20 protein-coding genes are annotated in these 18,549 nt (G+C 33.8%); 8 read left to right on the forward strand and 12 right to left on the reverse strand.

Annotated features, from left to right (window positions below; all coding sequences use genetic code 11):
* Window positions 1–150 precede the first annotated feature (150 nt).
* The 3 genes from pdxR (at window position 151) to PLX19_RS21190 (ending at window position 3,039) form a co-directional block, all read left to right on the forward strand.
* Window positions 151–1,545: a MocR-like pyridoxine biosynthesis transcription factor PdxR gene (gene pdxR / locus PLX19_RS21180; protein ID WP_272190819.1), complete on the forward strand. Its 1,395-nt coding sequence runs from the start codon at window positions 151–153 to the stop codon at window positions 1,543–1,545.
* Window positions 1,546–1,710: 165 nt separating this feature from the next.
* Complete coding sequence (locus PLX19_RS21185) at window positions 1,711–2,586, forward strand: phosphotransferase (RefSeq protein WP_272190863.1); 876 nt, start codon at window positions 1,711–1,713, stop codon at window positions 2,584–2,586.
* A gap of 36 nt (window positions 2,587–2,622) precedes the next feature.
* Entirely contained in the window at window positions 2,623–3,039 is a 417-nt protein-coding gene (locus tag PLX19_RS21190) for a GNAT family N-acetyltransferase (RefSeq protein WP_272190821.1), read from the forward strand.
* Between the two features lie 134 nt (window positions 3,040–3,173).
* Here PLX19_RS21190 and alr read toward each other — a convergent pair whose 3' ends face one another.
* Entirely contained in the window at window positions 3,174–4,349 is a 1,176-nt protein-coding gene (gene alr, locus PLX19_RS21195) for an alanine racemase (RefSeq protein WP_272190824.1), read from the reverse strand.
* Between the two features lie 166 nt (window positions 4,350–4,515).
* Between alr and PLX19_RS21200 the strand changes: the two genes are divergently transcribed.
* Window positions 4,516–4,977, forward strand: coding sequence for a DinB family protein (locus PLX19_RS21200; RefSeq protein ID WP_272190826.1), 462 nt, complete (start codon window positions 4,516–4,518; stop codon window positions 4,975–4,977).
* Window positions 4,978–5,005: 28 nt separating this feature from the next.
* Here the strand turns inward: PLX19_RS21200 and spoIIP (PLX19_RS21205) are convergent, their stop codons facing one another.
* The 8 genes from spoIIP (PLX19_RS21205) to cbpA all read right to left on the reverse strand — a co-directional run bounded on the left by spoIIP (PLX19_RS21205) (window position 5,006) and on the right by cbpA (window position 12,919).
* Window positions 5,006–6,151 (reverse strand): stage II sporulation protein P, encoded by a 1,146-nt coding sequence (gene spoIIP / locus PLX19_RS21205; RefSeq protein WP_272190827.1) that lies wholly within the window; start codon window positions 6,149–6,151, stop codon window positions 5,006–5,008.
* Between the two features lie 211 nt (window positions 6,152–6,362).
* Entirely contained in the window at window positions 6,363–7,322 is a 960-nt protein-coding gene (locus PLX19_RS21210; RefSeq protein ID WP_272190828.1) for an SPFH domain-containing protein, read from the reverse strand.
* Complete coding sequence (locus tag PLX19_RS21215) at window positions 7,322–7,753, reverse strand: NfeD family protein (RefSeq protein WP_272190829.1); 432 nt, start codon at window positions 7,751–7,753, stop codon at window positions 7,322–7,324. Before PLX19_RS21215 ends, PLX19_RS21210 begins: the two co-directional genes overlap by 1 nt.
* A 766-nt stretch (window positions 7,754–8,519) precedes the next feature.
* On the reverse strand, window positions 8,520–9,257 hold the full coding sequence (locus PLX19_RS21220; RefSeq protein WP_272190830.1) for a M15 family metallopeptidase: 738 nt from the start codon (window positions 9,255–9,257) through the stop codon (window positions 8,520–8,522).
* A 331-nt stretch (window positions 9,258–9,588) separates the two neighbouring features.
* Entirely contained in the window at window positions 9,589–10,743 is a 1,155-nt protein-coding gene (gene spoIIP / locus PLX19_RS21225) for a stage II sporulation protein P (RefSeq protein WP_272190832.1), read from the reverse strand.
* A gap of 161 nt (window positions 10,744–10,904) precedes the next feature.
* Window positions 10,905–11,420, reverse strand: coding sequence for a DUF1572 family protein (locus tag PLX19_RS21230; RefSeq protein ID WP_272190835.1), 516 nt, complete (start codon window positions 11,418–11,420; stop codon window positions 10,905–10,907).
* Between the two features lie 17 nt (window positions 11,421–11,437).
* Window positions 11,438–11,767 carry a chaperone CsaA gene (gene csaA, locus PLX19_RS21235; RefSeq protein ID WP_272190837.1) on the reverse strand — a complete coding sequence of 110 codons (330 nt, stop codon included), beginning with the start codon at window positions 11,765–11,767 and terminating at the stop codon, window positions 11,438–11,440.
* A gap of 504 nt (window positions 11,768–12,271) precedes the next feature.
* Entirely contained in the window at window positions 12,272–12,919 is a 648-nt protein-coding gene (gene cbpA, locus PLX19_RS21240) for a cyclic di-AMP binding protein CbpA (RefSeq protein ID WP_272190840.1), read from the reverse strand.
* 265 nt (window positions 12,920–13,184) lie between these two features.
* Here cbpA and PLX19_RS21245 point away from each other — a divergent pair, with 265 nt between their 5' ends.
* From PLX19_RS21245 to PLX19_RS21255, 3 genes are all read left to right on the forward strand, one after another.
* The gene (locus tag PLX19_RS21245; RefSeq protein ID WP_272190842.1) at window positions 13,185–14,063 is read left to right on the forward strand and encodes a hypothetical protein; all 879 of its coding nucleotides are present in this window, start codon (window positions 13,185–13,187) and stop codon (window positions 14,061–14,063) included.
* Window positions 14,064–14,314: 251 nt separating this feature from the next.
* Window positions 14,315–15,628 carry a hemolysin family protein gene (locus PLX19_RS21250; RefSeq protein WP_272190844.1) on the forward strand — a complete coding sequence of 438 codons (1,314 nt, stop codon included), beginning with the start codon at window positions 14,315–14,317 and terminating at the stop codon, window positions 15,626–15,628.
* Complete coding sequence (locus PLX19_RS21255; RefSeq protein WP_272190846.1) at window positions 15,625–16,107, forward strand: DUF456 domain-containing protein; 483 nt, start codon at window positions 15,625–15,627, stop codon at window positions 16,105–16,107. The genes PLX19_RS21250 and PLX19_RS21255 overlap by 4 nt, the downstream gene beginning before the upstream one ends.
* Window positions 16,108–16,132: 25 nt before the next feature.
* Here PLX19_RS21255 and PLX19_RS21260 read toward each other — a convergent pair whose 3' ends face one another.
* The 3 genes from PLX19_RS21260 to PLX19_RS21270 form a co-directional block, all read right to left on the reverse strand.
* Window positions 16,133–16,753, reverse strand: a complete 621-nt coding sequence (locus PLX19_RS21260; RefSeq protein ID WP_272190848.1) for an NAD(P)-dependent oxidoreductase — start codon at window positions 16,751–16,753, stop codon at window positions 16,133–16,135.
* A gap of 105 nt (window positions 16,754–16,858) precedes the next feature.
* A complete protein-coding gene (locus PLX19_RS21265; RefSeq protein ID WP_272190850.1) occupies window positions 16,859–17,053 on the reverse strand; it encodes a hypothetical protein in 195 nt (64 codons plus the stop codon).
* A gap of 407 nt (window positions 17,054–17,460) precedes the next feature.
* Window positions 17,461–17,919, reverse strand: a complete 459-nt coding sequence (locus PLX19_RS21270) for a spore coat protein (RefSeq protein ID WP_272190851.1) — start codon at window positions 17,917–17,919, stop codon at window positions 17,461–17,463.
* Between the two features lie 383 nt (window positions 17,920–18,302).
* Here PLX19_RS21270 and PLX19_RS21275 point away from each other — a divergent pair, with 383 nt between their 5' ends.
* Entirely contained in the window at window positions 18,303–18,392 is a 90-nt protein-coding gene (locus PLX19_RS21275) for a YjcZ family sporulation protein (protein ID WP_020060957.1), read from the forward strand.
* The last annotated feature ends 157 nt before the right edge of the window (window positions 18,393–18,549 follow it).

Here is an 18,549-nt window from a genome sequence, read left to right on the forward strand (position 1 = left end):
ATCAGGGGGGATAAAGCTCCCCACTGATTAAAGTTTCACTTTATCAAAAATTCAAAATGTTTTATGATTGTTATTATAAAAATTACATACCCCTTTTATAAGTGACAGTTTTTTTCTTTTTTACAGGGGCAGTTTGAAAGGTTGATACCAATGGAACTTACCATCCCATTAGATTCGAAAAGTGAAATACCTCTTTACATACAAATTTATAACTATATGAAAAAAGAAATCTTACAAGGAGGTATTGAAGCCGGTAGCCGCCTGCCATCTCATCGGAATTTATCTTTGCAGCTTAATGTAAGCCGTAATACAGTGGAATATGCATATCAACAGTTAATAGCTGAAGGATATGTAGAGAGTAAACATAGACGTGGTTTATTTGCGGCGAGTATAGATTACGATTTGATTCGAACAACAAATAATAAAAATATAGTAAATAGAAGAACATCTATTCAGGAGAATTTCCGTTTCAATTTCAGTCAAGGAAGCATTGATACCTCTTCCTTTCCATTATCTACTTGGAAAAAGATCACAAATAATTGTCTCTTAGAATATGAGAATGATTTGTTTACAAAAGAAGACCCTCAAGGTGAATGGCAACTACGTTCTGAAATTTCTCATTATCTCTATCAAGCACGCGGTGTTCAATCTACTCCAGAACAAATTATTATTGGAGCGGGTACACAGCCACTTCTTTGGTTACTTTTGCAATTACTTGGTTATGAGAACATTTATGCAATGGAAAATCCCGGCTTCCACCGCGTAAGAGCTGTCATGCAAAGTTGCGGATTACAAATACAGCCAATTTCTCTAGATGAAAAAGGGATTCACATTTCTTCTTTATATGAAAGTGGTGCGAATGTCGCATATGTAACACCGTCTCATCAATTTCCATATGGAATGATTATGCCACTTTCCCGTCGAATGGAACTACTAAAGTGGGCTAACGACAATAACGGGTACATTATAGAAGATGATTATGACGGTGAATTTCGTTACATAGGAAAACCGATTCCTTCCTTACAAGGGTTAGATACCAACGGGCGTGTTATTTATATGGGCACATTTTCAAAATCATTTTTACCTTCATTTCGAATGAGTTACATGGTTCTTCCGCAAACTTTACTAGCAAACTATGAACATGATGGAACCATTTTCAAACAAACCGTCTCCAAAATACAGCAACTTACGTTTGCAACATTTATGAAAGAAGGATATTGGGAGCGGCACTTAAACCGAATTCGTACTGTATATAAAAAGAAACATCACTTCTTAGTACAGACCATCCAAAAAGAGATGGGACCTCTAGTAGATATCATAGGTTCTGATTCTGGTCTTCATATTGTATTACACGTTTATAACGGGATGAATGAACAAGAGCTTATTGATAAGGCAGCTGAAAAAGGCGTCAAAGTATATCCTATTTCTCCATATGATGCAGTAAATGATTTACGAAAGGAATCTTACGTATTGATGGGGTTTGGAGGGCTATCAGCAGAAAACATTCTCTGTGCTATACAATTATTAAAGAAAGCTTGGTTTTAGGTAACATACACAAAAAGTGCTGTAAACGATGTATTTCATCTATTTACAACACTTTTTGTGATTCTATCCCATTACATATCTACCTAAAATATCCCTATTTTATCAATAAATATTATATAATAAATTTGAATGAATTTTTCGAAAAGGGAGTTCATATACGATATGATGCTACAAACAATGTTTCCTTCCCCTATTTTACACATAGAAGAATTACATCCTGGCTACGAAGACCATGCAAGTAATGTATGGTTAGTAAAAACAAAAGATGAAGAAGTCATTGTTCGCTCTTCTAAATTAGACGAAGAACCAAATAATGATTTTTGGTGGGGGTGTAAACAATTATTCGGAATTGACCCACGATTTGTTCATAAGCTAGAAATTGTCAATCATACACTCGGACAATATACGACTCTCCCTATCCCTAAGTTGTTAAGCAAGTACGTACTAGATCGAGAGTACATTGTCGTTGAAAAACTAGAAGGACAAACGCTGCAATCTTTCATCAATCAGCCTGACTCTCTACTATATAAATTTGGAAAAGGTTTAGCTGAAATTCATCAATACAAAACAAACTATGTCGGTAATCCATCTAGAACACATCAAATTCCATTACATACATTTCATCAACATATGATACAAACCAGCACAAAACTTATAGAACGATTTCACTCACATAATCCAAAAATTCGTAATAGGTTTAAAAAATTTATTTCTCAAACAGCGTCTCTTCCCGTACCAAAAGAAGCATCATTCATTCTTATTGATATGGATCCAACACAATTTTTAACAGACGGGCAAAAAATTACGGGACTTGTAGATACAGAAGCTTACGCTATTGGACCACGAGAATTTGATTTGATTGGATTAGAATATTTATTTACAAAAACAGAAGCTGCAGCATTTCGAAAAGGCTATGAGACTATCTCCCCTCTTCCAAACTTGACACAATGCAGAGAACCATATCGATATTTATATCGTTTACTTTCTGTTCAAGGAAGTGTGGACCTAGACGAGTGGATGGAACACCCATCTTTTTTTTAATTATCAAATAACACAATATAAGGAGGAGAATACAAGATGCAAATTCAAAACAAATGGAGTAAAAAAGATAGCGATTATATCAGAAAACAACTCATTTCCTTCAATAACTCACAAGTTTCAGAAAGTAAACCATCACCTCTAAAAGACGTCTGTTTAACAGTAAAAAATGAAAATGAAGAAATCGTAGCTGGTTTAATCGGGATTATTTTTTGGCAATGCCTACACGTTGATATTTTATGGGTCGATGACAGCCTACGTCACCAAGGTTACGGCAGTAAACTTCTGTTAGAAGCCGAAAAAATAGCAAAAGAGACAGATTGTACGCTCATCAAACTAGACACTTTTAGTTTCCAAGCACCCGAATTTTATAAAAAGCATGGTTATGAAGTATTTGGTGTTATAGAAGATTTCCCCAAAGGACATAATCACTATTATTTACAGAAGAGAATTTAATATAGAAAATTTTTAAGCTATACAAAAAGGATAGATAACACAGAGACTGCTCTGCTTTATCTATCCTTTTCTTTTTTCTCCTTTATAGAGTGTAGCATTATATAGGAGAATGTAATGTCTTAATTATTTATGCATTATTTTCTTCTTAATGGATTTTTGACACAAACAATTTTATCATTTTCTTTATATACACGCGGAATTCTTCGATCTAACATACATGTTACTTCATAATTAATTGTTCCTAACATATCAGCAACTTCTTCTATCGCAATTTCTTCATTACCTTGTTTACCATATAAGACAACCTCATCCCCAACATGTACAGGCATCACTTTCGTTACATCGAGCATAAGCTGATCCATACAAACACGACCAATAATAGGTACTCTCATCCCATTAATAAGCGCATACCCTTTACTTGACAATTGACGACTAAATCCATCTGCATATCCGATTGGAATCGTAGCAATCCATTCTTCCCCTGTCGCAACATACGTATTGCCGTAGCTTACCCCTCTTCCTTGTTTAGCTCGTTTCACATGAGCCACTTTGGACTTTAATGTTAAAATCGGTTGAAGTGCTACTGTCTTATGATTCACTTCATTCGATGGATACATTCCATATATCCCTATCCCAACGCGAACCATATTTTGAAATTCGTTATTTAGCTCCATTGTTCCCGCACTATTCGAGCTATGAATAAATGGCAAATGAATCCCCATATCTTTTGCAATATTTACAGCCTTCTCAAATAAATCTTTTTGCATCAACGTATATGTTTTATCAACTTCATCAGCTGTAGAATAATGAGTAAATATTCCTTCTACTTCTACATGTTGCATCTTTTTCAATTCTTGAAGAAACGGTACCACTTCTTCTTCTTGTAAACCAATCCGGCTCATACCTGTATCAATTTTCATTTGAATTCGCGCCTTCTTTTGCAAACGCTCTGCTATACAATCAATATTTTTCAAATCTTCAATTCTGTATACCGTTATCATAATATCGTATTCGATTGCGTCTATTACAGCTTCCTCTGGCGTATATCCCAGAACTAATATCGGTACTGTTATACCCGCTTCACGAAGTTCAATTCCTTCATCCACAAAAGCAACTGCAAGATGACTTACTCCAGCTTCTAGCGCCGCTTTTGCAACTTGAATAGCACCATGACCATAACCATTTGCTTTTACAGCTGCCATCATTGCAATATTTTCATCGTTTACACGTTTTTTAAATTCTCTCACATTATGTTTTACAGCATCTAAATTTATTTCAACTATTGTATCTCTTCCGTATCTTGAAATCATTATTCTAACTCCTAACTCAATAATTCCATTCTATTTATCGTTCAATAGGACCTTTAACACTATAATACTTTTCATTTTCCTAGTCAAACTACTAGAATTTTCAGAACATTAAGTGTGATATAATACCCTTAAAAACTTATTATAAACAGATGTGAGGAGAAATACAATGTTTGTTCAAGCTGCACTGCATCAATTAGAAATTGCGATTGATTCTACAATACTGATGTTAGAACAGGTTACTTACGATGAATTACAGCAACGACCGCTCGAAAATAAACGATCTCTCTTTGAAATTTGTACGCATCTATCTCTGATTTGCCATGCTGATTTTCTCATTTTAAATGAATCATCAAAGGAAGAGTTAGATACATTTTACAAACAACATACGCCGCACACGCTTGAAGAAGTACAGCAGACAATGATAGAAGGTTTCCAGCTTCTTTCTAAAATATTTCAAGCCTATTCCTTAACAGAACTTGAAGAAGTCACCCATTCCTACTGGGGCGCCTCCTACTCTCGGTTTGAATGGTTATTGGAAATTGTTGCACATTTTTATCATCATCGCGGTCAATTACATACCCTATTAGTAGAACACGTAAAGGATCTGCTAATTCCCTTATTCGAATAAGAAATAAAGAAATTTGCGGATCACATTACTACCTATTTACCTTCTCCGCATCCCAATAATACTTGCTAAAAGCTTCTGCTAATACATCTATTGAGTTATACAACTCTTCTAAATTATTATCAACACCACCAACTTCTACGAGTAAAGCATTCGAAGATAAATCTTGATTATATGTCCCATCGCCCTTTCTTTTGTCTTTTTTGAAAATTCCTCGGCTAAGTCCATAATAGTGTTTATCCAAATAAGCGTTAATTGCGTTTGCGATTTTCATATTTTCTTCTCGTCCTTCATTTTCCATTCCAATAATGAAATAAAGTCTTGCGTACGACTTTCCATTTATCACTTTTGTTGTAACATTCTTACGCTGATCATCTCGGTGAATATCAATCGGAAATACGATTTGCTTATTTTGGGCTAGTGCTTCTTTTACATATCCATGTGATGCTTTATAAGCCTGATACCACTTCATCTTTTTCTGCGCTAATAAGTCTCCCATGTTTGTCTTGTCATGTAAGGCTTGAATTCCTTGTCCTTCTAATTGCTGTTTTAACCTATCACCGAGAAGTGAGACATTTACCTCTGGACTTGATGCCTCATCTGGATTTTTCGCTTCAGGTAATAACGGTAAAAATGACTCCCAACTATGTGTATGATAGATAAATACAGCATTTTTTCCCTCTATAGCGTTTCCTTTCTTTTGAACAGGATTATCCTTTTCTGCTTCCTGAACTTTTTCTTTAGCCACTTCACGCTCTTTCGTAATTTCTTCTAGCGGGACACTTGATTCATTTGGTATATTTGTATAATCTGTTCCTTCTCCAGCTACAAGAATGTCAGAATAATAGTTTGCCATTCCAGGTATTTCTTTCCCCATAAATGTTCGAATATCTTGCAAACGCATATCTGTTGTTAATAAAAACAATAACGCCCCTACTGATTCTCGTTTCTTTGTTTGAAAGTATTCAAAAGAAAAATAATGATTTTCCATTTCAATCATTTGCATAAATCCTTGTGAGGAAACTTTTCCAAACCATTGATTCACATAAAATGATTTCATTGTATGTAACATTGTAGTAACTAAAGATGCAGCCACTAAAATAATAAATGCATAAGAACACAATAAAATGATAATCTTCTTACTATGTACTTGAGAATGTATAAAATGCTTTTTCATCGTACCACCCTTTCTATACATGGGTATGTACAAGCTTTATGCGATATACATTCTGATTTACACTATTATGTCCTACACGTTTTTAAGTTTGAAAATACACCTATTATCTAATTCGTATATATTTTCAGCCTCATTTTATTCGAAAAAAAGGTATTACAAATATCAACTTCAAAAAAAGAAGAGAAATGGCAACCATTTCTCTTCTTCGTTTCTATTGTTCTTTTGTTGTATCTATAGAAGGCAGCTTTTTCTCTTTAAACAACTCTCCAATTGCACCTAAGCTTCCTAATGTTTCAACGGCATTTGACGGAAGGAATACTTTATTTGCAGGTCCTTTTGCAATCTCAGTTAGCGATTCAAATGACTGGTATGCAAGTACTCGCTCATCAAGTCCGGACTGGCGTAACATTTGAATCCGACTTTGTTCTGCTTTTGCAATTTCTTCAATTGCTTTCGCTTCCCCCTGTGCTTCTAATTCTTTTGCTTGTCGTAAACCTTCTGCCTCGCGAATGCGCGCTTCTTTATCCCCTTCAGCCATTAGAATTTTACTTTGTTTCTCTCCTTCAGCTCGAAGAACTTTATCTTGTTTTGCTGCCTCAGCTTCAAGAATAATAGCACGTTTATTACGCTCTGCCTTCATTTGTTTTTCCATTGCTGCTTGTATATCTTTTGGTGGGTTAATATCTACAACTTCAACGCGTTCAATACGAACACCCCATTTTTCTGTTGCTTCATCAAGTGCTAAACGGATTTCTGTCGAAATTTTTTCACGTCCCGATAATGTTTCATCAAGCTCCATTTTCCCGATGATTTGTCGCATTGTTGCAGATGTAATATTACGAACCCCAAGTTCATAATTGGAAATACCATACGTCGCAAGCTCTGGATCAACAACTTGATAGAAAATAATTGTATCAATCTCAACTTGTACGTTATCTTTCGTAATTACTTTTTGCGGCGGAACAGTCGTTTGTTGAATTCGTAAATCATGATAAAGACGTACACGATCGATAACCGGGATAATCATGTTTAACCCCGGATGCATAACACGCTGAAATTTACCTAACCTTTCTACAACACCTACTCTTTGCTGCGGAATAATTTTAATTGATAATGCGATAAATACAATAACAATTAATGCTAAAATAATTGATAATGTTAAACCTACCATTATAATTCACACTCCCTTTTCACGTGCACTACCGTGCTACTTCTCTTTACAACAATAACGCTTTCTCCATCTAAAATTGGTTCATCTGACACAGCAGTCCACATATCTCCCTCTATTTTCACAATACCATTCGACTCATTTGTAATCGCTTGCACAATTATACCTTTTTTTCCAATAAGCTTATCTACTGCATCTGTATATCCTTTCGCTTCTCGAAAATTTTTAGAAATTCGTTTTGTGAAAAATGTCAAACTAAGGCTGACAACAGATGCAATCACAACTTGAAGTAGCAAAGAGTTTGGTACAAATAATCCAATTAGACCTCCGACCACAGCACCTATCCCAAGCCATAATAAGTAGAACGTCACCGTCAACATTTCCGCAATAAATAAAAGACCAGCAATGACAAACCAAATCACCCACCCTGTCATGTGCAACCCTCGCTTCCATCCTATATTTTATATGTATATGAGAGAAAGAAAACTTTATCACGTTGCATCCGCAACATCCATTAATAGATAAAAAATATATTAAAATTATATATTAATATATTCTTTATTATACATGATAAATCCTTTCAAAAAGTGACAAAAAAAGAAAAATTTTCTCTAAAAAAGGAAATTTCTCATTATATAATATGCACTTTAAATCATAACAATAAAAAGCAATGTTCCATCAAGATAAAGTAATTCAGATAACGTGGACAAATAATAAAACTAGCATATGAAATCGAGTATGAAATCTCAAAGGTTTTATACTCGATTTTTTGCTGTTATATAAGAGTTTATCACTCTTTTTTTAGTAAATTTACATGATGACAATAGTTATTGTCACCGGATATATTGGAATGCAATTTCGCTTGTTATTTATAGCATTAAAAAATCTCAAAACGAATAGGTAATATATATTAAAACATTTAAAGGAATAATAATAACATGTATTCCTTTAAATGGGGCTTAATGGGATAGGCCTCTAAAAAATTTAAGCTCGGAGCCATATGACTCTGAGCTTTTTTACGTGCTATTTACTATGTGATTTAAGTTGCGAATTCCAATATTATTTAGACTGTTATTTTAGATTTTCTCCACAATAACTGAACTACTTCCTCTAAGACACATTGCTTTTTTGTTTATACTTGTACTTTTTCTTACATAAAACATCTGTTTGTAAAGGATAAAGACAAACACTAACGGATACTCACTTTATAGCTTCTTCTAAAGTAAGTTGATTTTCATATAAATAGGTAGCGTATGGATTTCCAACATAGCGAACATGCCATGGCTCATACATATACCCTGTTACCTCTTCTTTTTCTTTTTCATAACGGATAATAAACCCAAACTTATGGGCATTTTCAGCAAGCCACTTTCCTTCTTTCGTTTCTCCAAAGGAAGGCTCTAATTGAAACTTTGCCGATTGTGATGTAATATCAACTGCTAATCCTGTTTGATGTTCACTTGTACCAGGAATTGCACTAGACATCGCTGTTTTTTCTTCTCCATCTTGTTTTTTATACATCGTATTTAATGCTTTTTGCCTTTCAAATGAACGAAATGCCGAAACAGCAAATAAAAAGATTTTTTCATGCTTTGCTTGTTGAAACATACGTTCCAATGCTAAAGCTGCTTCTTTACGCATTTTCTTTTTTTCATTATCGCCTTCATATAGAAAACGAACTTGTGGTATTACTAAATCTTGCGGCTCATACAAATCAGGTAAGCGTCTCTTCTTGTTTACAAGAACAAGAGTTGAATCTGGATTGTTAACAACTGCAAGCCTACCTTCAATTTTTGCAATTGTTTCTTGTACCTTTGGAAAAATAACGTTTCCTTGTGCTTCTATCGCTTGCTTTTCATTATGATGTTCTATATATTGAAGCAATGTAATTATGCAAATAGCAATCGCTATACTCAACAACATCCATTTTTTCTTCATATACCATCCTTTTATTCTAATAATTTTTCCCAATAAAACTCATCAACTTTCGCTATAACCGTAACAGTCAATTCTACAACTCATCTCATATACCATATATTTTTTCCCATTCTCTCATCGATTTAAACATTTCTCTCCACATTATCAAAACGATTCTAATTCTCTCTTTACCATTTATCCAGCCCTTAAGTTTACATAATATTATTATTTGCGGAGATTTCTTGATACATGAACATTCGATACTATTTTTCTAAATTCCTTTTCCATTTTCATAAGATAAAGAGACAAATTTCGACACAAAACAAACAGCGTAAGCAACGTTTGCTTACGCTTATCCATTCACTTTTTCAGCCTGCCAATAATACTCACTAAATGCATCTGCAAGTGCATCTATGCTACGATTGACCTCCTCTTCTGTATTATCAACACCACCTACTTCAATAAGAGTAGCTTGACCGGATAAATCTTGATTATATACACCATTTCCCGAACTAAAATCCTTTTGAATAACACCTCGGCTTAATCCAGGATATTTTTCCTTTAATGATTCATGCAGCGCTGTTGCCAATTGCAGGTTTTTCGCATAATTTTTATTTCCCTTGCCAATAACAAATGCCAACTTCGCATAGGATTTATCACCAATTGTTTTCGTTGTGACCTCTTTCCGCGCACTATCTCTATGCAAATCAAAAAGGTATTGCAACTCTCTATTACTTGTCATTGCCTCTTGCACAATCTCACGAGATATTTTATAAGAACTGCGATCATTTAACCCTCGATTCACCAACATGTTTCCAACATCTGTTTTATCATTCGTTGCACCTATTCCATAATCTTCTAGTTTTTCACGAAATCTATCTCCAAATATAGAAATGTTCTTTACTGAGCTCGTCGCTTTATTTGAATCTGGGTTATTCGTTAAATTTAACAATGGTAAATATGACTCCCAACTATGCGTATGATAAATAAATGCCACTTTTCGACTTCCTGTCGTTTGTGCTGGCTTCTTTTTTTCTTCATGTGATTCGTTATTTTTAGATTTCCCTTGTTCCCCCGCCCGCTCTTTAACAAGCTCTTCTAAAGGTACACTCGATTCAATAGGTAAATTTGTATAATTTGTTCCTTCCCCAGCGATTACAATTTCCGTGTCATATTTCGAAAATCCAGGAAGCTCTATTCCAATTAAACTGCGAACGTCATCAAAACGAATATTTGTCGCGGCAGATAAAACAAAAGAAGAAATCGAAAAATCTGTATTTAAATGTCGATATTCTTGTATAAAGTAACGATTTTCTGAACCAATTACATACATATAGCCATTCATAGACAGTTCATTTAGCCATTTATATAAATACGTTGACTTTGTTTCTTTTAGTGATGTTACGATCATACTAGCAAATAAAAAAGCTGCCATAATCCCTAATAAAAGTAGAAAAATAAATCTCGGAAGACTTGTCCGTTTCACATAAAAATAGCTTCGATTCACTAAATCACCCTCTCTCTCTAAACATATGTACAAGCTATAGAGAATAGACCAAATGAAATTTGGCAATATTGCTACTTGGGTGAAAAGAATTGAAGCTGATGATTAGATTATTTCCTGTTATGTTATCGTATTTCTTTGTGTCACTTGCTGTACATTCAACGTTATTTTTCCAGAAACTGATTAGACTTTCCTCTTGGAATACTTAAACATGTCCATTCTTTCTCCTTCAATAGTTTACCAATATAAATCAGTTGCCCAATATGTGAAGCATAATGGGCAACTTGTCTTTCAATCGCTTGCATCACCGTATGCGGCTCTCGGCGTATATATACTGTTTTTAGAACATCGTTAACTGTAATAGTTTCCATCGCTCGAAATACAAATAACCAGCCTTCTTCCCAAGCACGTAACAATTCTTCTTTTGAAGCATAACCACCTTCAAATTCATCATCACGATTCCGATCCTTCTTTTCGCCATCTGTCGTTAAAAAACTTGTCCACCTTGAACGCATATTCCCATATAAGTGTTTTACAAGAATCGCAATACTATTTGCTTCTTCATGAGGAATCCAGCATAATTCTTCATAAGTAAGCTGCGATAACACCCGATCCCCTTGCTTTTTTATAGCTTGAAAATTATCTACTGCACACTGTAAATAAGCTTTTTCTATGTCCATTTTTCTCCCCCTATTTTTTAGCTAATCGCTGTCCCATTCGGCACTTTCATACCCGGTTCTAGTAAAATGACATCCCCTTTTTCAGGAACACCACCAAGGACAAGTACTTCAGATTTAAATCCAGCCACTCGTTTAGGTGGAAAATTAACAACCGCAACAACTTGCTTTCCAACAAGTTCTTCCGGTGTATATCGTTTCGTGATTTGTGCACTTGACTGTTTCATTCCAAGTTCACCAAAGTCAATCTCTAGCTTAATTGCAGGCACCCTGGCTTCTGGAAATATTTCTGCTTGATGAATTGTTCCAATACGGATATCTAATTTCATGAAATCTTCAAAAGTAGCCATTTCAATCCCTCTCCTTACTATTCATATATAAATTCATTTTGAGTTATCAACTAATTCGCTTCTATGTAGAACAAAACTTAACCTGCACTTGTTTCAACCCTTACATGCGGTAAGAAAAGACCCTAACTGCTTTTATGTATCCAACTATACTGAAAGAGCTTTTTTGTCTTTATTCAATATTATATATTAGACAATCGCCTACATTTTCCTTTGTAAAGAAAAAATGCTTATACATCTTTCTTTTATACTTCCTGCAAGACTTCTGAATATATATCCATTTTAATTTTTCGACATATAAGTCGTTGCTACACAGAATACGACGTTATCGCTACTTGCTTTCTCCCTTTGTTTTGAACATTGCCTGTGGTAGAAAAATGCCCTGACCGTTTCTATGCACAGCCAGATGCTATCGCTCATCTATAAAGAAATGAAGTTTTTATGCTGTTTTTTAATTTATATATAAATTAAAAATCCATCTCTTATTTTTAGAGATGGATTTCCCTCTTACTCTACAATTTCCACTTCACGTGAATTTTTCATTTCTTCTACATGTATAACGCGGAATCCATGGTCTTCTAAATCCGTTAAAAGCGTTTGTAATTCTTCTGCCGCAAACTCTTCTCCTAATGTAAACATAATTCTACGTACGTATAATGCCTTGTTATCAAATGTCATTAAACTTTGGATCCCGTTATACTTTTTCAATACAGTTGATAGTTTTTGAATTGCACCATTATAATCTTGTGTTCCAATCATGACTGAATATACACTAGAATGAAGACCCCACGCATCTTCTAGTAACTCAAACACTTTTTTATGCGTTAAAATCCCAAGAAAGATTCCGTTATCATTCACAACAGAAATATATGGTAACTCCTTAATTGTAAAGAAAACTTTAAAGAAAGAAGAGTCTTCTTTTACATAGCCATCTTTATTGCGCAATAATTCTTTCACATTATCGTCTAAAGAACCTTTGTATTCTAAAACATCTACCTTGTAAATATTCCCCAAAAACATTTCTTCTTTTTCATCTAAAACCGGAACACATCGATATCCCGTTTTATTCAAATGTTCTAATGCTTCTTGTAAAGAATATGTTTCCTTGCAAAATAATACCTCTCTTTTTAAAACATAGTTTCCCTTTACTCTCATAAAAATCCCCCTTATGTTAAAATAATTTCTGTGACATAAATATATAATATTTTTAGAAAAAAATAAATAAATTTATTTAACTTTTCTGAATTATACTTATTACCCGTCACAGTTTCTTCTTAAACCTTTCATTTTTTCAACAAATATCGAAGAAAATATTCTATAAAAATTTTCTTTCCACCCTAAAAGAGATTGTATATTCTAAAGAAAAACGTTACAATAATAGAAACAATTTTCAGAATATTCAAAGATAAGGTGGGGGTGTATGGCGACTTCTATTATTTCTTATGTATATCGTTGTCTTTTTGGGATGATAGTCATTATCCTTATTAGTCCAATTCCTTCCGTTTTTCTAAACAGTGAACAATCCTATTCTGAAGCATTACATACAATGATTAATCAGTTGATGCATGTTCGTTCCATTACTATTCCAATAACGAATTGGATTCATGAACCATTCTTTTTCTTTTCTTACCATCCAGAACATATGACAAAATCATTTCATTCAACCGCATTGTTCCCGTACATATGGAAATTATATTTCTTATCTATGATACGGCTCTTCTTTTCACTTACTGTTGGTTTTTCCATCAGTTTTGGAATTGGTCAATTTTTTACTAAATTATCTTCTAAAAATAGAAAACATTTTTTAGTGTTACGTTGGGTTCCATTTTCATTTGGAACTGTTTTACTACAATGTAGCGTCATTATTTTTTGTCTATTCCTAGCATCATACATATCCCTTCCATACTTTTCTTCTCTTTTAATTATTTGTAGTACGTCCATGGTCATTATAATCCAGACCATCAAAAAATGGATTCCTTTCTTGCATACATTCCAAAAAACAGCACATATACTTGATTCAGCTTTTCTTAGCAATACACTGTTCGTTTCTCTACATGCCAATCATAAATCTATCATTGGATCCATATTAATTTCCTTTACATATATGGAATGTATTTTTCATGTAAATGGGTTATTTCAATTTATTGTGCAATACTGTGTTACTTCCCCTATACTTGTTACGATAGGCCTTTTATTACTTTATATCCCATATATGCTTCTTTCCCTTTTACAAATAGTATGGAAAAGAAATCGCAATACCGAGCACATTCATAGCCTATCTCGCACAACAATAAAATGAACCTTTTCTTCAAACTATTCATTAGTTAACCAATTGAGGTCCTTATTAGCGATTCCATTTTCAAAAATCGCAATAAGGACCAATTAATCAAATCTTTTATCAACCCTCCTCCTCTTATAGCTGATTTTTTACTAAAACATTATTTTTCCTCTGCTTTCTTTGACTATCCTTTCCTTTTCCATATATTATTAAAGTAAAACTTTTATTCAGGAGGTGACATCTTTATTCTAAATTTAGAATAAAGAATATCCTTGGACATATTAAATCTTTTTCTCATCGCTTTACTTATTCTTATTTCTGGATTTTTCGTTGCATCAGAGTTTGCTGTTGTTAAAGTACCCAAAAGTCGGATTGATCAACTTGCCAATGAAGGCAACAAACAGGCAATTCTAGCAAGAAAGGTTATTTCGAATTTAGACGTATACTTATCTGCTTGTCAGCTTGGTATTACAATTACATCATTAGGTCTCGGTTGGCTTGGCGAACCTACTGTGGAGCATTTATTGAAGCCGCTTTTTGAAAAAATAAATATAACAGGTACAATGGCGCATACGTTGTCTTTTGTTATGGCTTTTAGCATTATTACGTTCTTTCATGTTGTACTAGGTGAGCTCGTTCCAAAGTCATTTGCTATTCAAAAAGCCGAACAAATTACATTAAAGTTTGCAAGACCTTTAATTCTATTCGATAAAATAATGTATCCTTTTATCTGGTTATTAAATAGTACAGCGCTCTTTTTCACGAAACTACTTGGATTACAACCAGTAAAAGAAAATGAACTTTCTCACTCTGAAGAAGAGCTACGTCTTATTTTAAGTGAAAGCTATAAGAGCGGAGAAATTAATCAATCGGAATACAAATATGTAAACAATATTTTTGAATTCGATGATCGAGTTGCAAAAGAGATTATGGTTCCACGTACTGAAATGATTTGTTTATCAACTGAAAACTCATTAGCAGAAAATATGGAAATTATCTCTACCGAAAAATTTACGCGTTATCCAGTTATTGGAAAGGATAAGGATGACGTTGTCGGTATAATTAATACAAAAGAAATCTTCCATGATCAAACAAAAGGAATTTGCAAACCGCTACAAGCATACATACATCCTGTTTTAACAGTATTCGAAACTGTACCAATAAAAAAGGCGCTCATTCACTTACAAAAAAACCGCGTCCAACTAGCAATTATTATGGATGAATACGGTGGGACTGCAGGCCTTCTTACAATGGAAGATATTATCGAAGAAATTATTGGAGAAATACAAGACGAATTTGACACTGATGAAACACCAATGATTGAGAAACGTAATCCGACACTAACGGTACTTGATGGAAAAGTACTTATCTCTGATGTAAATGATATGTTTGGTCTTCATATTGATGATAGTGATTTAGATACAATTGGAGGATGGTTTTTGTCACAAACCATTGACATAAATATTAAGCCTGGTCATATGATTCAATATGAAAATTATCAGTTTAAAGCATTAGAATTAGATGGACATCAAGTAAAAAAAATTGCGGTTAGTAAAATAGATGCACAAAAAGGAGTTATGTCGTGAATTTCTTATTAACTATATGTATTATCGCTTGTTTTATTATATCGTTTATCGCGTTCATCTACCCAATCATTCCAGGTATACTCGCTTTATGGGCTGGATTTTTCATTTATCAATTTGGTATTAACGACTTACAATTAACAAAGTCATTTTGGATCGTTCAAATTGTATTTACAATTATTATTTTCATTGCTGATTTTATTACGAATAGCTATTTCTTAAAAAAGTATGGAAGTACAAAATGGAGCGAACGTGTCGGTATGGTTTCGATAATTGTTGGATCATTCTTTTTCCCGCCATTTGGACTGATTATTATCCCATTCCTCTCCGTTTTCGTAACTGAATTAATGCATAAAAAAGCACCCAAAGAAGCCTGTATGATTGGGATTGCTACTGTCATCGGATTTTTAAGCAGCACGATCGCTAAAGCGATTTTACAAATCATTATGATTATTATTTTTGTATGTTGTATTATTTTTTAGCCATCCTTATCATAAGGATGGCTTTTTAGTAGGCAATGCCAACTCGTTTTTTATAATGAATATCATAATAAAGTAATTGATAAGCAAAATGGGCTGTATCTCCAACTGTGATCTTCATACCATCTAGCGGTAACACATCTTCTTCAGTACGATAAATAGCTGTTTCTTCTCCATCTATTAAGTGTGTTGGACAGACAATTGTCCATTTTAATTTGCTATTCGCTAAAGCTAAATAGGCCGCTACATGGTCTTCTGCTGCAGCCGTTGTCCTTCGACGTGATTCACTGGATTGAAAGCGATATAATTGCGGATTCACACGTGCCTGCAAAATCCCAGCCGTTCCAATTGTTATAATTCTTATAATCCCTTCCTCGTTCATAGCGTCTATAATATGCGGCAAACTTTTTGATAACGTGCCGTTTCCATCGGTACCAAGTGCACTAATTACAACATCTGCTCCCTTTACACACTCTTTCACACCTTCTTCATTCCATACATTGCCTTCTATTACACGTAAATTCTCATGTTGTATTTGTAGCTTCTCTTTATTTCTCACAAGCGCTGTCACCTTATGATTATCCTGTAATGCAAATTTTAAAATTTCGACTCCAACTCGACCTGTTGCCCCAAATAAACATATATTCATACTAACTCACACCCTTTCAATCTCTCTATTATTTCTGAAAAAGCAAAAATACACAACAAAAAAGCTTTCTCATTGATTGAGAAAGCTTCTATCATCATATAAAATTTATTTCTTTTCAGTAGAACTTGAAGAACTATCTTTCGAGTTTTTATCTTTTACTTCTCCACTCGTTTCTTTTTCAGTTGTCTTACCTTCTTGTTGCGTTTTCTCTTCTTTCTTTTCTTCATTCTTACTACAACCCACCACAAATAAAGAACTAGCAAGTGCAACGGCAGATAACGATTTAACCCATTTACTCATTTGCTTATCCCCCTTTTGATAGAATATGTACATTCTCATATTACTTCTCTTTTTTAAAGGAAATATTATAGATTAGTAAAGAAATAGTAAATCATTGTTAATTTTCTGAATTTTAACTATGTAAGATGAAAAACGACATACTTTTTTATGAGAGGACGAGAGCACCTGCCCAGGAGTTGTTTTCCATATGCGAGGTTTTCAAACAAAGAGAGCAAGCCAGTAGCGGTCATGGTGTATACTGTATAGCAACGACTTATATGTCGAAACATTAAAACGGATTTATATATAACATTTTAATTCATACAATTGCAATACTAATCACGTTTTGTCTCTTGACGATATGGCGACTTAAAAGCTTTGAATTTTAACGAAATAATTACAAAAAGACAGCTGTATTGCTGTCTTTTTCACCCATATTTCTCATCATCTATCATTGCTTGTATGCTATATTCTTTTTTCATCACATATTGCCATACACTGTAGGCATTTCGATTCATTTTCAAAAAACAACTTTCTAAAAAAGAGCGAAATTCTGGATTTGCTACTTGAATTGCTACTTGCGCATATTCAAGTGCTAACCGTTTTAAATATGAAATATACGAAAAGGCAATCTCTATATCACTTTTTTGTCCATTATAGTTCGTATGAATCATTTCCATTGAGGATGAAACTGGATACTGGCAAATGATATGCTGCACATTTTCACCTTCTTGAAAGTTAATCTGTTCATTGTATGCCTGCAATAAGTATGGTAAATGTTGTTGTAGCAATTCCTTTAATTCATGATCCCGTACTTCTTTCATATATTCACCAATCACACATATTACTTCATAACTATAATCCATGAGATCTTCAATATGGTCCATTCAATATTTCCTCCTCTCTATTGATATGTATGCTCTAAATAGGACGACAGAACTTTTGTGAATCTTACAAAACTCCCCCTATACTTTTGTTTTCAAAAATTGTTTTATTTGCTGAAAATCCAAATACAAATCCATCTTCAATAAGAGTTAATTTCCCATAAAAAAAGCCATCTCAATGCTGCTATACTTCCGCTTTAAAACCCCGTAATGTATACAAGCCACTTAAATAACAAAACAACACTTTTATATCATCATTCTTATATGTTTCCTTCTACCTCTATCCCTATACAAAAAAAACGTCTTTATATGGCATATATCCCAATCACATCATTATAAAAGTGCATATTGTATTATGTACCTTAAAACAAAAGGAGGAAAAAACAATGGGCTTTGGAAGTCACGGCGGCGGGTTTGCGTTAGTTGTTGTATTATTTATCCTCTTAATTATTGTTGGTGCTGCTTGTTTTTGCTAACTAGCAATCCGCTCCATACAACTTTTATGTAGACAAAAAAACTATGAAAAAGAACATCTAATATTTAGATGTTCTTTTTCTCAGGCTGTGGAGAAAGTATTCTCCGCAGCCTGTTTTTGTGTCTGAACCTCTTTTTATCTGTCAACACTGATAAAAA

The sequence above is a fragment of the Bacillus sp. BP-3 genome (assembly GCF_028401955.1).
Taxonomy (GTDB): Bacteria; Bacillota; Bacilli; order Bacillales; family Bacillaceae_G; genus Bacillus_A.

Bases quoted from the DNA above. Each gene is read 5' to 3' on its own strand.
- pdxR (WP_272190819.1), top strand. From the start codon at position 151: ATGGAACTTACCATCCCATTAGATTCGAAAAGTGAAATACCTCTTTAC.
- PLX19_RS21185 (WP_272190863.1), top strand. From the start codon at position 1,711: ATGCTACAAACAATGTTTCCTTCCCCTATTTTACACATAGAAGAATTA.
- PLX19_RS21190 (WP_272190821.1), top strand. From the start codon at position 2,623: ATGCAAATTCAAAACAAATGGAGTAAAAAAGATAGCGATTATATCAGA.
- alr (WP_272190824.1), bottom strand. From the start codon at position 4,349: ATGATTTCAAGATACGGAAGAGATACAATAGTTGAAATAAATTTAGAT.
- PLX19_RS21200 (WP_272190826.1), top strand. From the start codon at position 4,516: ATGTTTGTTCAAGCTGCACTGCATCAATTAGAAATTGCGATTGATTCT.
- spoIIP (WP_272190827.1), bottom strand. From the start codon at position 6,151: ATGAAAAAGCATTTTATACATTCTCAAGTACATAGTAAGAAGATTATC.
- PLX19_RS21210 (WP_272190828.1), bottom strand. From the start codon at position 7,322: ATGGTAGGTTTAACATTATCAATTATTTTAGCATTAATTGTTATTGTA.
- PLX19_RS21215 (WP_272190829.1), bottom strand. From the start codon at position 7,753: ATGACAGGGTGGGTGATTTGGTTTGTCATTGCTGGTCTTTTATTTATT.
- PLX19_RS21220 (WP_272190830.1), bottom strand. From the start codon at position 9,257: ATGAAGAAAAAATGGATGTTGTTGAGTATAGCGATTGCTATTTGCATA.
- PLX19_RS21230 (WP_272190835.1), bottom strand. From the start codon at position 11,420: ATGGACATAGAAAAAGCTTATTTACAGTGTGCAGTAGATAATTTTCAA.
- csaA (WP_272190837.1), bottom strand. From the start codon at position 11,767: ATGGCTACTTTTGAAGATTTCATGAAATTAGATATCCGTATTGGAACA.
- cbpA (WP_272190840.1), bottom strand. From the start codon at position 12,919: ATGAGAGTAAAGGGAAACTATGTTTTAAAAAGAGAGGTATTATTTTGC.
- PLX19_RS21245 (WP_272190842.1), top strand. From the start codon at position 13,185: ATGGCGACTTCTATTATTTCTTATGTATATCGTTGTCTTTTTGGGATG.
- PLX19_RS21260 (WP_272190848.1), bottom strand. From the start codon at position 16,753: ATGAATATATGTTTATTTGGGGCAACAGGTCGAGTTGGAGTCGAAATT.
- PLX19_RS21265 (WP_272190850.1), bottom strand. From the start codon at position 17,053: ATGAGTAAATGGGTTAAATCGTTATCTGCCGTTGCACTTGCTAGTTCT.
- PLX19_RS21270 (WP_272190851.1), bottom strand. From the start codon at position 17,919: ATGGACCATATTGAAGATCTCATGGATTATAGTTATGAAGTAATATGT.
- PLX19_RS21275 (WP_020060957.1), top strand. From the start codon at position 18,303: ATGGGCTTTGGAAGTCACGGCGGCGGGTTTGCGTTAGTTGTTGTATTA.